The 14,485-nt window shown below is 64.3% G+C and carries 15 protein-coding genes and 1 pseudogene; 13 read left to right on the plus strand and 3 right to left on the minus strand.

Annotation, left to right across the window (positions count from 1 at the left end; translation table 11 throughout):
• The first annotated feature begins 122 nt into the window (after nucleotides 1–122).
• Genes I8J29_RS11310 through I8J29_RS33755 form a run of 4 tightly spaced genes read left to right on the plus strand, consistent with a single transcriptional unit; the run spans nucleotide 123 to nucleotide 4,197 of the window.
• Complete coding sequence (locus tag I8J29_RS11310; RefSeq protein ID WP_208847715.1) at nucleotides 123–1,631, plus strand: spore germination protein; 1,509 nt, start codon at nucleotides 123–125, stop codon at nucleotides 1,629–1,631.
• Nucleotides 1,628–2,833, plus strand: a complete 1,206-nt coding sequence (locus tag I8J29_RS11315) for a Ger(x)C family spore germination protein (protein ID WP_208847716.1) — start codon at nucleotides 1,628–1,630, stop codon at nucleotides 2,831–2,833. The genes I8J29_RS11310 and I8J29_RS11315 overlap by 4 nt, the downstream gene beginning before the upstream one ends.
• A 6-nt stretch (nucleotides 2,834–2,839) precedes the next feature.
• Complete coding sequence (locus I8J29_RS11320; protein WP_208847717.1) at nucleotides 2,840–3,076, plus strand: hypothetical protein; 237 nt, start codon at nucleotides 2,840–2,842, stop codon at nucleotides 3,074–3,076.
• An 11-nt stretch (nucleotides 3,077–3,087) separates the two neighbouring features.
• The gene (locus I8J29_RS33755; RefSeq protein WP_240546096.1) at nucleotides 3,088–4,197 is read left to right on the plus strand and encodes a GerAB/ArcD/ProY family transporter; all 1,110 of its coding nucleotides are present in this window, start codon (nucleotides 3,088–3,090) and stop codon (nucleotides 4,195–4,197) included.
• 21 nt (nucleotides 4,198–4,218) lie between these two features.
• Here I8J29_RS33755 and I8J29_RS34615 read toward each other — a convergent pair.
• Nucleotides 4,219–4,998, minus strand: a pseudogene (locus I8J29_RS34615) (helix-turn-helix transcriptional regulator); the annotation flags it as partial.
• Between the two features lie 148 nt (nucleotides 4,999–5,146).
• Here I8J29_RS34615 and I8J29_RS11330 point away from each other — a divergent pair.
• A complete protein-coding gene (locus I8J29_RS11330) occupies nucleotides 5,147–5,905 on the plus strand; it encodes a sugar phosphate isomerase/epimerase family protein (protein WP_208847719.1) in 759 nt (252 codons plus the stop codon).
• Between the two features lie 72 nt (nucleotides 5,906–5,977).
• Here I8J29_RS11330 and I8J29_RS11335 read toward each other — a convergent pair whose 3' ends face one another.
• The gene (locus I8J29_RS11335; protein WP_208847720.1) at nucleotides 5,978–7,372 is read right to left on the minus strand and encodes a phospholipase D-like domain-containing protein; all 1,395 of its coding nucleotides are present in this window, start codon (nucleotides 7,370–7,372) and stop codon (nucleotides 5,978–5,980) included.
• A 139-nt stretch (nucleotides 7,373–7,511) separates the two neighbouring features.
• Here I8J29_RS11335 and I8J29_RS11340 point away from each other — a divergent pair, with 139 nt between their 5' ends.
• From I8J29_RS11340 to I8J29_RS11350, 3 genes are all read left to right on the plus strand, one after another.
• A complete protein-coding gene (locus tag I8J29_RS11340) occupies nucleotides 7,512–7,664 on the plus strand; it encodes a hypothetical protein (protein ID WP_208847721.1) in 153 nt (50 codons plus the stop codon).
• 185 nt (nucleotides 7,665–7,849) lie between these two features.
• Entirely contained in the window at nucleotides 7,850–8,311 is a 462-nt protein-coding gene (locus I8J29_RS11345) for a hypothetical protein (RefSeq protein WP_208847722.1), read from the plus strand.
• A gap of 10 nt (nucleotides 8,312–8,321) precedes the next feature.
• Nucleotides 8,322–8,789: a hypothetical protein gene (locus tag I8J29_RS11350; RefSeq protein ID WP_208847723.1), complete on the plus strand. Its 468-nt coding sequence runs from the start codon at nucleotides 8,322–8,324 to the stop codon at nucleotides 8,787–8,789.
• A gap of 76 nt (nucleotides 8,790–8,865) precedes the next feature.
• On the opposite strand, the gene I8J29_RS11355 is transcribed toward I8J29_RS11350, so the two are convergent.
• On the minus strand, nucleotides 8,866–9,921 hold the full coding sequence (locus I8J29_RS11355; RefSeq protein ID WP_208847724.1) for an ABC transporter substrate-binding protein: 1,056 nt from the start codon (nucleotides 9,919–9,921) through the stop codon (nucleotides 8,866–8,868).
• Between the two features lie 227 nt (nucleotides 9,922–10,148).
• Here I8J29_RS11355 and I8J29_RS11360 point away from each other — a divergent pair, with 227 nt between their 5' ends.
• The 5 genes from I8J29_RS11360 (at nucleotide 10,149) to I8J29_RS11380 (ending at nucleotide 14,175) form a co-directional block, all read left to right on the plus strand.
• Nucleotides 10,149–11,156 (plus strand): FecCD family ABC transporter permease, encoded by a 1,008-nt coding sequence (locus I8J29_RS11360; protein ID WP_208847725.1) that lies wholly within the window; start codon nucleotides 10,149–10,151, stop codon nucleotides 11,154–11,156.
• Between the two features lies 1 nt (nucleotide 11,157).
• Nucleotides 11,158–12,201, plus strand: coding sequence for a FecCD family ABC transporter permease (locus tag I8J29_RS11365; RefSeq protein ID WP_208847726.1), 1,044 nt, complete (start codon nucleotides 11,158–11,160; stop codon nucleotides 12,199–12,201).
• A 16-nt stretch (nucleotides 12,202–12,217) separates the two neighbouring features.
• Entirely contained in the window at nucleotides 12,218–13,033 is an 816-nt protein-coding gene (locus I8J29_RS11370; RefSeq protein WP_208847727.1) for an ABC transporter ATP-binding protein, read from the plus strand.
• A gap of 156 nt (nucleotides 13,034–13,189) precedes the next feature.
• Nucleotides 13,190–13,669 (plus strand): hypothetical protein, encoded by a 480-nt coding sequence (locus tag I8J29_RS11375; RefSeq protein WP_208847728.1) that lies wholly within the window; start codon nucleotides 13,190–13,192, stop codon nucleotides 13,667–13,669.
• Entirely contained in the window at nucleotides 13,666–14,175 is a 510-nt protein-coding gene (locus I8J29_RS11380; protein WP_208847729.1) for a CBO0543 family protein, read from the plus strand. Before I8J29_RS11375 ends, I8J29_RS11380 begins: the two co-directional genes overlap by 4 nt.
• Nucleotides 14,176–14,485 lie beyond the last annotated feature (310 nt).

The following is a 14,485-nucleotide window of genomic DNA, read 5'->3' on the forward strand; positions in this document are numbered from 1 at the left end:
GCGCGGAGGCCCGCCGGGGATCGCGCGGCACGGGATGCCGGACAGGGGACGCCGTTCGTTTAAACGCCTGGGCGCAAGGCAATAATGGTCAACATCACCTTGGAGGACGGAGACGATGCGGCATGAACGCGAGCACCCGTTTGCAGGCTTCCATCAGCGGCAATATCGCGGCGATCCGGGCGCTGACGGGCGAGAGCGACGACCTGATCGTGCGCGAGATCCTCGTCGAGTCGGGCGGCGCCGGACGAAGGGTCGTCCTCTTTTATTTCGACGGACTGACGGAGGAGAAGTCGATCCACCAATTCGTGCTGGAGCCACTGATGCTCCACGGCGGCGAAGGCGCCGGCGGATACGCGGGGGACGGCTGGCTGGAGCGGTTGAAGGCATCCGTCCTGGCGGTGGGCCAAATCTTCGACTTCGACGGCATGGAGGAGGCCGCCGACGCGTTGATGGACGGCAGCGTGCTCGTTATCCCGGAGGGGTTCGAGAAGGGTCTTCGCATCACGATGGCGGGCTGGGAGCAGCGCAACGTCACCGAGCCGACGAACCAGTCGGTCATCCGCGGGCCGAAAGAAGCGTTCACGGAGAACATCCGCGTCAACTCCGCGCTGGTCCGCCGCATCATCAAGGACCCGCGGCTGGCGCTGAAGAACCGCAAAATCGGACGCGTGACGAAAACGAACGTGTCGCTGATGTACCTGACGGGCATCGCCGACCAACGGGCGCTCGACAAAGTGAACAGGCGCCTCGGGGAGATCGATACCGACGCGATTCTGGAGAGCGGCTATATCGAAGAGTTCATCCAGGACGAGACGTACACCATCTACCCCACGATCCAGAACACGGAGCGGCCCGACGTCGTCGCCGCCTCGCTGCTGGAAGGGCGCATCGCCATTCTGATCGACGGAACGCCGCACGCGCTGCTCGTGCCCGCGGTGTTCGTGCAGTTCTTCCAGGCGGCCGAGGACTATTACCAGCGGGCGGACATCAGCTCGCTGCTGCGGGTGCTGCGGTATTTCGGCCTCTTCATCGCCGCGCTCGTGCCGGCGCTGTATATCGCCCTGACGACCTACCAGCAGGAAATGCTGCCGACCCAGCTGCTCATCAGCCTGGCCGCGCAGCGGGAGGGCGTGCCGTTTCCCGCGTTCATCGAGGCGATGATCATGGAGGCGACGTACGAGATTCTGCGGGAGGCCGGCGTCCGGATGCCGCGGGCCGTCGGCCAGGCCGTCTCGATCGTGGGCACGCTCGTCATCGGCCAAGCGGCCGTCGAAGCCGGCATCATCTCCGCGAGCATGATCATCGTCGTCTCGATCACGGCCATCTCCAGCTACGTCATCCCCGAGTTCGACATGTCGATCGCGGTTCGGATCACGCGCTTTCTCTTCATGGGGCTCGCCGCCGTGTTCGGCATGTTCGGCATCTTCGTCGGCATCGTCGCGCTGCTGCTGCATCTGAGCAGCCTGCGCTCGTTCGGCGTGCCGTACATGGCGCCGACGGGGCCGTTCGTGCTCGCCGACCAGAAGGACGTCATCCTGCGGGTGCCGCATCCGTACATGAAGAAGCGGCCGAGCCTCTTCGCGAAGCTGAACCCCGTGCGGACGCGGGGCAAGCGCCGGAGCGGCTCGTGAATCGCCGCCGGCGCTTGCTCGCCGCGCCGCTCGCGCTGCTGCTGCTCGTGCCGCTGGCGGGCTGCTGGGACCGGCGGGAGCTGAACGAGCTGGCCATCTCCCTCGCTCTCGGCATCGACAAGGCCGAGCGCGGGTATCGGGTCACGCTGCAGGTGGTGCAGCCCGGCCAGGTCGCGTCCAAGATGACCGGCACGGCCAATGCCGCCCCCGTCACCGTCTACGAGACGAACGGCACGACGATCTACGAGGCCGTCCGCAGAATGACGACCGTCAGTCCGCGGCACGTGTACGGGGCCCATCTGCGGGTCGCCGTGTTCGGCGAGGAGCTGGCCCGGGAAGGCCTCGGCGACGCGCTCGATCTGCTGTCCCGGGACTATGAGTTCCGCACGGACTTCTACCTGCTCGTCGCGAAAGGCGCGACCGCGGCGCGGGCGCTGAATCTGCTGTTTCCGCTGGAGCGGATTCCCGCCAACAAAATTTACGGCTCCATCCAGACGGCGGAGAAAGTTTGGGCGCCCGTCCGGGGGATCTCGCTCGACGAGTTCATCACGGATGCCGGGCGCGCCGGCAAAAATCCGGTGCTGAGCGGCATTCAAATCACGGGCGACGAACGGATCGGCGGTTCGACGGACAATGTGCGCACCGTGCGCCCGGCCGCCGACTTGCGGGACGCCGGCTTCGCGGCGTTCCGGAAAGACCGCTTGGTCGGCTGGCTGGACGAGGAGGAAAGCCGGGGGTATAACGCGCTGGTCAACCGCATCATGAGCACGGTCGGCCACGTGCCGTGTCCGCGCGGCGGCAACGCGGCCCTCGAAGTGGTTCGTTCGAAAGCGAAGCTGACGGGGACGGCCGCGCACGGACGCGCCCGTCTCGGCGTCGACCTCCGGCTCGAGGAGAATATCGGGGAGGTTCAGTGCCGCCTCGACCTGACGCGCGCGGAGTCGATTCGGGCGCTGGAACGGGCGGCGGGCCGCCTGGCGGCGGACAGCCTGCGCGAGACGATCGAATCGGCGCAGAAGCGGTACAAGTCGGATATATTCGGCTTCGGGGAAGCGATTCACCGCAGCAGTCCCGGCACCTGGAGATCGATTCGGGACGATTGGGACGAGCTGTTCGCGGAGGCCGGCGTGGACGTCTCGGTCACCGTGAAGATCAAACGGACGGGCACGCTGACGAACGCCTACAAGGAGAAGGAGGAGTAGCCAAGCATGTGGACGATTGCCGGGTTGATCGCGATCGCGGGCATCTGCGCCGCCCTCGAATGGCCCTTGCTGAAGGGAAGCAGGCGGGACCTGTGGACGTTCGGCCTGCTTCTGCTGGCGGGGCTCGGTGTCGGCGTGGCCGAAGCGCTGCATGCGCGGCTTCCGAATCCGCTCGATTTCGTGGCGGCCGTCTTCGAGCCGATGGGCGAAGGAATGCGGGACTTCTTCGACATTCGGGGATAGGAGCGAAGGACATGACGGACAATGGGAAAATCAACGCCCGCCAATTCATGGTGCTCGTGTTCCTCTATACGATCGGCTCGACCGTCCTGATCATTCCGGCGGGTCTGGCTTCGGCGGCCGATCAGGACGCGTGGATCGGCGCGCTCGCGGGCGTCGCGATGGGCGTTGTCATCGCGGGATTGTACATCGCGCTCTGGCGGCTGTTCCCGGGCCGCAGCTTCGTCGGCATCTGCCGGGCCGTGCTCGGGCGCTGGCTGGGGACGCTGCTGGGCATCGTGTTCTTATTCTATTCGTTCGTCGGGGCGACGACGGTGTTGTACTACGTCGGCAACTTTTTCTCGATTCATTTCCTGCCCCGCACGCCGTTCGCCTTCATCTGCGCGTTATTCGCCCTCATCGTGATCTTCGGCGTCCGGCTGGGGCTGGAGACGATCGCGCGGGCGACCGAAATGATGCTGCCCTGGTTCCTCATTCTCTTCATCGTCATCCTGCTCACGCTCATGCCGGGCATACAGCCGGAGAAGATGCTGCCGGTTTTCGAAACGGGGTGGAAGCCCGTCTTTTGGGCCGGCTTCACGTTCGCCGCAACGGCGTATATGCCGCTGCTGTCGCTATTCGCGGTTTTCCCGCGGATCGGGAATCCGGAGAAGGCCCGGACCGGCATGTACGCGTTCGCGCTGATGGGCGGGCTGTGCGTCGCGCTCGTGACGCTGCTCTGCATTCTCATTCTCGGACCGGACATCACGTCCCGGAGCATGTTTCCGAGCTACGCCCTGGTCAAGAAGATCAACATCGGCAACTTCCTGCAGCGCATCGAGGCGGTGCTGGCCGGCATGTGGTTCATTACGACGTATATCAAAACGACCTTCTATTATTACGGCTGGGTCACGAGCCTCGCGGAGATGCTGCGGCTCCGCGATTACCGGACGCTGACGCTCCCCTGCGGCATGCTGATGGTCGCCTTCGCGCTCATTCTCTATCCCGACGTCGCGTACATGCTGCACTGGGATTCCGTCGTCTTCCCGCCGTACATCCTGTTCGTCGCGTTCGTCCTGCCGCTCCTGCTGCTGATCGGCGGCCTGATCAAGCGCGGCGCCGGACGATCCGCGCCGGCCGAATGACGGGACGCAGGCCGAAGGCGCGCAGCCGCAAACGTTCTTGAACGCCCGGTAGAAGGAGGAGTAATCGCGAAATCCGGCATCGGCGGCGGCGGACGCGGCGGAGCGGCCTTCGCGCAGCAGCCGCTGGGCGAGCGCGACCCGCTTGCGCAGCACGTAATTGCCGACCGTCGTGCCGGCGGCTTTGCGGAACACCTTGTTCAGGTGATGCTTGCTGACGTAAAACGACGCGGACAGCTCGTCCAGCGACAGCGGCTCGGTCACGTGCGCGTTGACGTGGTCGATCAGCCGTTCGGCGAGACCCGGAGCGGCCGCGGGCGCTCCGGCCGGCGCGGGGGCCATGCGGGCGATTTGCGATAACAGCGCTTCCAACCGGATGCGCAGCGACAGGCCGCGGAGCGTCTCGTCCATGCCGCCGGCGTCGAGGAGCTGGTCGAGGAACGGCCGCAGCCCCCGCGCGTCCGCGACGCAGAACGCCTTCGAGCCCGACGCCGCGTGGAACGGCGCGAGCAGGGCGGAGCGGCTTTCCGGATGCAGCAGCTCCGGCGCGAAATGCAGCGCGAGCCGCTCGTAGGCGTCGTCGCTTTCGACGCGGACGCCGTGGAAGACGTTCGGCGGGATGAGCAGGAAGCTGCCCGGCTCCGGCGCGAACCGCCTGCCTTCGACGAGATAGCCGACGCGGCCCGCGATCAGGTAGAACACTTCGTAGTAGTGATGGCAGTGCAGGTCGTAGCTGGCCGTTCTTCGGACGTCGACGCTATGATGATAGAGCATGGCGTCCGTGCGGATGCTGCGGATTTCCATCGGTTCATCCCCTCCGGTTCCCCCTCAGTGTAGAGAAACATCGCTAGATTTGCAATGCACAGGCTTCGATTCGCAATGGCGGCTTCCGGCATAATTTTTATAATGGAGAGCAGAGCCGGTTCGAACCATTCGGAGGAGGTAGCAATCGATGATCTTGGGAGCCCAGCTGTACACGGTCAGAACGTTCATTCAGACGGAGACGGACATTCGCCGTACTTTGCAAAAAGTCGCCGCCATGGGGTATACCGCGATTCAAGCGTCGGCCATGGGGCCGATCGCGCCGGAAGCGCTGCGGGCGATCTGCGACGAGCTGTCGCTAACCGTCGCCCTGACGCACACGAGCCCGGACCGCATTATCCGCGACACCGAGGCGGTCATCCGGGAGCATGACGTGCTCGGCTGCGAATATATCGGGATCGGCAGCATGCCGGATAAGTACCGCACGCCCGACTGGTACGGGCATTTCGCCGCCGACTTCCGGGAAGCGGCCGGACGGATCGCGAAGGCCGGCAAGAAATTCATGTACCACAACCACAACTTCGAATTCCGGAAGGTCGGGGGCAAGCGGCTGATCGAGCGGCTGCTGGAGGATTTCTCGCCCGCGGAAATGGGCATTACGCTCGATACGTATTGGGTGCAGGCGGCGGGCGCGGACGTGTGCGAGTGGATCGGCATTCTGAAGGACCGCCTCGACTGCGTCCATCTGAAGGACATGGACGTCCGGGGCATGGACCCCGTCATGGCGCCGGTCATGGAAGGGAACATGAACTTCCGGGCCATCTTGGACGCGCTCGAGCGCGCCGGTTCGACGAAGTACCTGCTCGTCGAGCAGGACACGTGCGAGGGCAGCCCGTTCGACTGTCTGCGGACGAGCTACGCCAATCTGGCCGCGCTCGGGTATAAGTAAAGCGCGCAGGCGAAGAGGCGGCCGCGGGATGCGGCCGCCTCTTCGGCGCGCTGCTGGAATGGCCGGCCCGGGTCAGACGCCGTAGGCCGCCGGGTCGATCCGGAAGGCGAGGCCTTCCCAGTCGGCCGAGCCGCGATCCATGCGCGCCCGGTTAGCCTGCGCGATCTCGCGGAACAGCCGGAACGCTTCGCGGTCGTCCAGCTCCGCGGTATCCCGGCCGAGATGCTCGGCGAACAGTTCGCGGCGCAGCGCCCGCACGGCCGCGGGGTCCCGGAACGACGCGTTCAGCTCCGTGTGGCCGTAAAGCGAATTGGCGTGCAGGTTGCAGGAGCCGATCGTCGCCCAGACATCGTCGACGAGCATGAGCTTGGCATGGACGTAGACGCCGCTCCGTCCGCCGCGTCCGTCCGGTCCGGCGAGGCCGGCCAGCGCGAAGTTCGCATGGCGGCCGAGCGCTTCGATCGGCTCGAAGAAGGCGCGCTTGTCCGGCTGCCGGCGGTAGGCGCGCACATGCCCTTCGGGCTCGCCGGGGACGAGCAGGACGACGTCCACGCCGCGGCGCAGGGCGTCCTCGAGCCTGGCCGCGATTTCCGGCACGGGCAGCGCCTGATTCTCCACATAGATCGTGCGCCGCGCGGCGTCGATCGCCTGGACGTACTGCGCAAGGACGGTCCGCTCGCCGTGGGCGATGTCGTACGGCTCGCCGCCCGGAGCGGGGTGGCTGCCGGCATAGCGGCCGGGGGAGGCTTGCCGCTGCATCTGCACCTCGATCGTCCCGCGCGGCGGGGAGATCCGGTCCGGGAAGGACAGCTCGTCCTCGCCGTCATGGCCCCACGTGCCGTCCCGCGCTTCCCGTTCGCTGGCCTGGTTCCAGCGCTGGACGAAATTATGGTGCACGTCGGTCGCGGAAGGACCGGTCACCTCGACGTACGCGTCGTGCCGATGGCCTTCGCCGGCGTGGCCGGGCTCGACGGAACGGAAGGTAGGATTGATGCCGCCGACGAAAGACGTCTCCGTCTCGTGCCCGGCGTCGATCAGCCACGCCTTCTGGTGCTGGCAGAACCGGCCGTGCGTCCGGTCCCAGCGGGCACGGAACCGCGAGCCGCGCGCGGCGAGCAGGGCGCGGTCGGCCTCCGTGCCGGCGAACGTCCGGCCGTAGCCGCTGCTCTCCGGGTTCGGGCGCCAGAAGAGGATGCGCACGTCGACGCCGCGATCGGCCGCCCGGTCGAGCACGTCGAACGCCGTGCCGCGGCCGTCCGGCATTTGAAAGTCCTCGGCGAAGAACGTGACCGTAAGCCAGACGCTGTGCCGGGCGGCTTCGACGGCTTCGCAGATGCGCCGGAAGGCGGGGCCGCTGTCGATCAGGGGGCGCACCGCGTTACCCGCCCGCGCGGGATAGGAGCCGGACGCGACGAACCCGATAGGCGGTTCCGCGGCGTTAGGCGATAATGGATGAGACTGCTGCATGGTCATCTTCCTCCCTCGAATGGCTGTCTTGATCATCCTATCACAGCGGGACGGGAGAAACGTGTTTAGAACGCGTGAAGCTTTTGAAACCGGATGAAACGGAGAGAGGAAACGGCATTCGCGAAGGGAGAGGGGAAGCATGGCCGTGTTTGCGATCTTCTTTATGGTCTTCGTGATTCTGGGCCTCATCGGCATCGAGCGCAACCAGCGGAGGCGGCTCGACAACGACGCCGCGATCATCGCGCGCCTGGACCGGATTGCCGAGGAGCTGCGGAACGCGCGCAGGGAATAATGATTATGCCCGACGCGGCGGGAACCGCGAGGCATCGCGCCCGGCCGGACGCGCACGAGGAAGAAGACGTGAATAAAGGTCATCGGAGCAGGTTGTTCCGGTGACCTTTATTTGTTATTAGTGGTATTATTTTGAAATCATTGCCGCACACTAATAAAACTCACTAGCGACGGGAGGGCTGCCGCATGCGCGTATTGGCCGTGATTTGCTCGATCATCATGCCGGGATTCGGACAGCTGTTCAATCGACAGTACGTCAAAGCGCTCATTCTCCTTCTGATCGAATTGGGGCTGAACAGCACGATCCATCTCAACCGGATCATCCGGCTCGACATGCTCGGCCACGACGAGAAAATATTCCAATCGGCCAGCATGGAGATCGCGCACTTCTATCCGGGCTTCTATGTCATGAGCGTCTGGGACGCCTTCGCTTCGGCGCGCCCGTATCCGCCCGATTCGCGGGCGATCATCTTCTTTCAGGTCGCGGGCCTTACGGGGACGCTGTGCGTCATTTTTTCGGAGCTTATTCCGAACCCCGTCGTCACGTCCGGCTTCCTCATGATCGGCATTATCTTGACCGGATCGTTCATCTTCAACAAATCCAGTCGCCCGCTCTCTCCGGTACCGGGAGACGGTCTGCGCGAATGAGGCGGTTCCGATGACGTTCATGTATATCGCCACCGCGGTCGCTTGTCTCGCCGCCGCGCTTGTCCCGAAGCGGCTGACCCTTCAGGAAATTTACGTGGTTTGGCTCGCGGTGGCGTTCGTTACGCGGCTGTGCGACCAATTCCTCGATCTGTACATGGATTGGTACGACCAGGGCGGCTCGGGCATTCAATGGCAGGTCGTCGTCATCCAATGCTTGTACCCGAGCGCGATCGGCGTCATTATCGCGAACTTCATGCCGCGGGGCGTACGGGCCTTCATCATCTACGCGGCGGCTTGGACCGCGTACGCCATGGCCTTCGAATGGGCGTCCATCGGGGCGCATTACCTGAAGCTGCGGGAATGGTCCCACTGGTATTCGATTCCCGTTTATTTCGGCGGGATCCTGTTTCTGCGATGGAATTTGCGCTTCCTGCGGAAACGGCCGGCCCTGCTGCCGGAAGCCGGGAACGCGCGGTGAAGGAGTCCGCGATGGCAGTGGCGGCCAAAAAACGAGGCGGAGTCCGATGTGGACTCCGCCTCGTCGTCGCGCGGGTTTACGGTTGGATGTCGTAGAGTTTGTACAAGTCGTCGAGCATCAAGTTCGCCGCGATGACGCCGCCGGCCGTGTTCCAGATCGCGTCGCTCACCCGGTAGGCTTGGCCGTTCTTGACGGCTTTCAAGCTCTGCCACAGCGGATCCTTCAGCATGTCCTGCTCCATCTGGTTGCCTTTGCCGTCGCCCGTATCGTACGTGAAGTAGAAGATCTTGTCCGCGTCGGCCTCCGGCATCCGTTCCTTCGTGATTTCTTCGGCGAACGTTTCCTTAAAGGCGTTTTGGTTGTCCGGACGGGTAATGCCGAGCTTGTCGAACGCGACGCCCGTGAACGTGTCGGACAGGTAGATGCGGATCTTGCCGGCCATGAAGCGGACGACGGAGACCTTATCCTTCAGCTTGTCGCCGGCCTTCGCTTTGAAGTCCGCGGTGCGGGCGTCGTAGTCGGCGATGATTTTGTCGCCTTCGGCCTTCTTGCCGAGCGCTTCCGCGTACAGCTTGAAGTTCGACTGCCAAGCGCCGCGCAGCGTTTCGGAGAAGACCGTCGGCGCGATGGCCTTCAGCTGCTCGTATACTTTCTCTTGGCGCATCTTGTTGCCGATGATCAGGTCCGGCTTGAGGCTCGCGATCAGCTCGAGGTTCGGCTGGCTCTCTTCGCCGACGACCGTGACGCCTTCCATGTCCTTCGCGATATGGTCGTACCACGGGCTGCCCGTCCATGATTTGACGGCGCCGACCGGCTTCACGCCGAGCGCGAGAAGCGCTTCGGTGCCTTCGTTCGTGAGGACGACGACGCGCGCGGGCGTGCCTTTAATGACGGCTTCGCCCATGGCGTCCTTGACGGTGCGCTCCGCCGCCGGATCGGGGGCGGCGTTCGAGCCCGCCGCGTCGGAGGAGCCGGCGTTCCCTTCGGTTCCGGCGTTGGCGGCATTGGCGTTACCGTTGCCGGCGTTGCCGCCGTTCGATCCGGACTGGCCGCAGCCCGCCAGGACGACGGCGAACAAAATCAACAGGGTGGAGAAGGTCGAAGCGAATTTCTTGCTAATGATGGCAGACATGCTTCAAGCTTCCTTTCGATATGAAAATGATTCTCATTCTTGGTCAGCTAAACTATAGCAGGCCCGGACGCCGGCGTCAATGGACATTTGATAATGATTCTCAAAATCATTGACAGTCGGCTCCGCATCCCCTAAAATAATTTAATGTTAAAATAATTCGTTTCGGCTGCAGGCCGCGATCGCCCTACATACCCATTCCCGTTCCCGGAGAAGAGAAAGAGGACCGCATGAACGTACTACTCTCTACGCGCGCGCATAAAATCGCCGGACTGCTGGCCGCTCTGCTGCTGTTCTTGGCGGGCATCGTCTGCAGCGTCCTGTTCGGCGTCACGGACTTCAGCTGGCACGACGTCGCGCAAGCGTACAATCATTACGACGGCTCGCAGCAGCAAATCATCATCCGCACCGCGCGCGTCCCGCGGGCGTTCATCGCGGCGATCGCCGGGGCGAGCCTCGCCGTCGCGGGCGTGCTGATGCAGGGCATCACGCGCAATCCGCTGGCATCGCCGAGCTTGTTCGGCATCAATGCCGGGGCCGCCTTCTTCGTCGTCGCTTCCTCGGCCTTCTTCAACGTCTCGAGCCTCTCGGCGTTCGCGACGCTGGCGTTTGCCGGGGCCGCGTTCACGGCGGTGCTCGTCTACCTGCTCGGCTCGTTCGGCAGCGACGGCCTGACGCCGCTCAAGGTGACGCTCGCCGGCGCGGCCATGACGGCGTTCTTCTCGTCGCTCGCGCTCGGCGTCCTGCTCACGGGGGGCCAAACGTTCGATCAAGTGCTGTATTGGTTCGTCGGCTCCGTGGCGGGCCGCGATATGGGCATCTTCGCCTCCGCCGCGCCATACATGGGCGTCGCGCTAGCCGGCGCCTGGGTGCTGGCCCGGCATATGAACCTGCTCGGGCTCGGCGAGGACGTCGCGACGGGGCTCGGGCAGAAGACGATCTTCGTCAAGCTGGCCGCGGGCCTCGCCGTCGTGCTGCTGGCGGGCGGCTCCGTCGCCGTGGCGGGTCCGATCGCCTTCGTCGGCATCATCATTCCGCACGTGTCGCGCTATCTGGTCGGCATCGACTATCGCTGGACGGTCCCGTATTGCGCGGTGCTCGGCGGCGTGCTGCTGCTCGGGGCGGACATCGGCTCGCGCTACGTCGCGTTTCCGAAAGAAGTGCCGGTCGGGGTCATGACGGCGATCATCGGCGTGCCGTTCTTCGTCTACATCGCCCGCAAAGGAGGCCGCGCCTGACATGAACCGCTGGATCACCGTCCGGGGACGCAAGCATTCGTTCCAAATCGAACGCAGAACGCTTATCGCGATCGTCGCCCTGCTCATCGCCAACGTCGTCGCGGTCATCGTCTGCGCGGGGCTCGGCAGCACGAGGATCGGCCCGCTCGACGTCGTCCGCTCGATCTTCGGCGCCGGGGACGCTTCGAGCGAGATGATCGTCATGACGCTGCGCATGCCGCGCGTCGTCATCGCCATCCTCGTCGGCGCCGGGCTTGCCGTATCGGGCGCGCTGCTGCAGGGCATCGTCCGCAATCCGCTGACGTCGCCGGACGTCATCGGCATCTCGGGCGGGGCGTCGCTCGGCACGATCGTATTCATCTTGTATTTCTCGCAAATCAGCATCCGGTTCATGCCGATCTGGTCGATCACGGGGGCGTTCGCCGCCGCCGGATTGATCTACCTCTTCGCCTACCGGGGCGGCATTACGCCGCTTCGGCTCGTGCTGATCGGCATCGGCGTGGCGACGGCGCTGACGGCGTTCACCTACATGCTGATTCTGATGGCGTCCTTCACGCCGACGGCCGTGGCCGTCAAGGCGTTCACCTTCATGACCGGCAGCATCTACGGCGTAGCGTGGGACCGGGACGTGGTCACGCTGCTGCCTTGGCTCGTCGTGCTGCTGCCCGTGGCGCTGTTCTACGCGCGCCACTTGAACGTCCAGGAGCTCGGGGACGAAGTCGCGGCAAGCGTCGGCAGCCCGATTAACCGGAAGCGGACGATTCTGCTCTTCGTCAGCGTGGCGCTGGCCGGTTCGGCGGTCGCCATCGGCGGCGCGATCAATTTCATCGGCCTCATGGCGCCGCATATCGCCCGCCGGCTGGTCGGCCCCGCGTACGGCGGCGTCATTCCGGCCTCCGCGCTCGTCGGCTCGCTCATCCTGCTGCTGTCCGACCTGGTGGCCCGCACCGCGTTCGTCCCGCTCGACATTCCCGCCGGCGTGTTCACCGCCGCGATCGGAGCGCCGTTCTTCATCTATCTGCTGTACCGCCATCGCCGCGCATAATTAGGGAGGGTTTGACATGTCCGTCATCCAAGCGAACAATTTGACGTTATCGTACGGCAAGCAGCCGGTGTTCTCGAACCTGGATCTGCTTATCCCGCAAGGCCAGATCACCGTGTTCATCGGCAGCAACGGCTGCGGCAAATCGACGATTCTCCGTTCGGTCGCCCGTCTGCTGAAGCCGCAGCAGGGCTCCATCCTGCTCGAGGGCAGCGACATCGCCCGGCTGTCGAGCAAGGAAATCGCCAAGCGGCTCGCGATATTGCCGCAGGGGCCGATCGCGCCGGAAGGGCTGACGGTGCACCAGCTCGTGAAGCAGGGGCGGTATCCGTACCAGAGCTTCCTGCAGCAGTGGTCGCGGGAAGACGAGCGGGCGGTCAAGCGGGCGCTGGAAGCGACGCAGCTCGCGGAGCTCGCGGACCGGCCGGTCGACGCGCTCTCCGGCGGACAGCGGCAGCGGGCCTGGATCGCGATGACGCTGGCGCAGAATACCGCGACGATTCTGCTCGACGAGCCGACGACGTTCCTCGACCTGACGCATCAGATCGAAATTCTCGACCTGCTGTTCGAGCTGAACGAGAAGGAGAACCGCACCATCGCGATGGTGCTGCACGACATCAATCTCGCTTGCCGGTACGCGCACCATATCGTAGCGGTCAAGGGCGGGCAGATCTATACGAAGGGCCGGCCGGAGGACATCGTGAACGAACGGTTCATCGAAGACGTCTTCGACATGAAGTGCCAGGTGGCGCCGGATCCGATCTTCGGCACGCCGATGTGCATTCCGTACGGCAGAGGGCGACAAGTCGCGGGGCGGCGGCACGTCGGTGCATAATCGGGACATAAGAGCCTTCTTCGGCGGTGCCGGGGAAGGCCTTTTTTGCGTTTGCCCGGGCCGTGCGGGCAGCCGCGAGTGAAACGGCGATGCATGGGAGAAACTAGCAATCGACGGCCGATCGGCCGCAAGCGGACACGACAAGGAGCGCAGGGCATGATAGTAGGGTTTTACGCGATGGCGAACGCAGCCGCGCTGGCGCTGCTGGCCGCGGTCAAGCGCGGGAGGCGGCTTCACGTGCTCGAGATCTTGGCGTATTGGATATTCGGCTCGTATCTCTTTCAAAACTTCTCGGCCTTATGCTTCATGAACTTCAAAACGCTGGTCATCCCCGACCGTCCGAGCGCGGAGCTGGCGCACGCCTTGAACCGGCTCGTGCTGTACCCCGTGCTCATGGTCGCGTACCTGCATTGGTTCCTGCTTCCCGGCGGTTGGCTCGACAAGGCAGGGCGCACGGCCGCCTTCGTCGCGGCGCTTTCGGGATTGGAGTGGCTCTCGGACCGGCTGGGGGTTATGATTCACGTCCATTGGCGCGCGTGGTGGACAGCGGCGTTTTGGCTGGCCGCGGGACTGGCGATGCTCGGCGGCATGCGCGCGTTCCGGGTATTCCTCTACGAAAGGAAGCCAGGCGCATGAACGTCCGTTTCGATTGGAACGAATGGTACTTCATCCTGACGTCGGCGATCGCGCTGGCGTCGTTTATCCCGATTCGGGCTTACTTTCCGCGCGTCGTCGTCATCCTGATCTGGATCTGCAACGCCGGGCTGGTCGCGTCGACCGATTATTTCTTGATCGCCACGCCGTTCCGCCTCTATTACTTCGGAGATAATCCTTCTTACGAGCTCTCCGGCTCGCTCTTTCATCTGTTCATGTATCCGTGCGCCTCGCTGCTGTTCCTGTACGGGTACGACAGATGGCGTCTTCGCGGCTGGCGGCTTGCCGGCTATATCGCCGCTTGGACCGGGGTCGCCGTGGCGTTCGAATGGTTGTCCGTCGTCAACGGGGCGTTGACGTACACCGGCTGGAAGCTGCGCTATTCCGTTCCCGTCTATCCGGCCGCCGCATCGGGGCTGATCCTCCTGTACCGCTTCATCGCGTCCCGGCTGGCAACTTTGCAAAAAATGAGGCAAACCGCACGGTAATCGACGGTGGGGGAGGAATGATTTGCCAAATTGCGCATAGGTAGAAAGAAAGGGGAGGTGAAGACCGGTGAAGGAGAATCAGGCTGATTTTCCGACGTATTACAACGGGTATGCGGGGGACGGCGCGGCGATGCGCAGGCTGGCCGAGGCATTAGCCGCCGGCGCGGGCGGACGGAGAGCGGAACCTTTTGAGGAACGATGTTATGAAAGCGCTTCAAATCACGCGAGGGCAGACTGCCGACCGCGCTATTACGACGGGCGAGGCGGCAGCGGAGAATATTGGAGAAGACTCGCCGACGCGCTGGCTTAA

It is taken from the genome of Paenibacillus artemisiicola (genome assembly GCF_017652985.1).
In the GTDB taxonomy this organism is placed as follows: Bacteria; Bacillota; Bacilli; order Paenibacillales; family Paenibacillaceae; genus Paenibacillus_Z; species Paenibacillus_Z artemisiicola.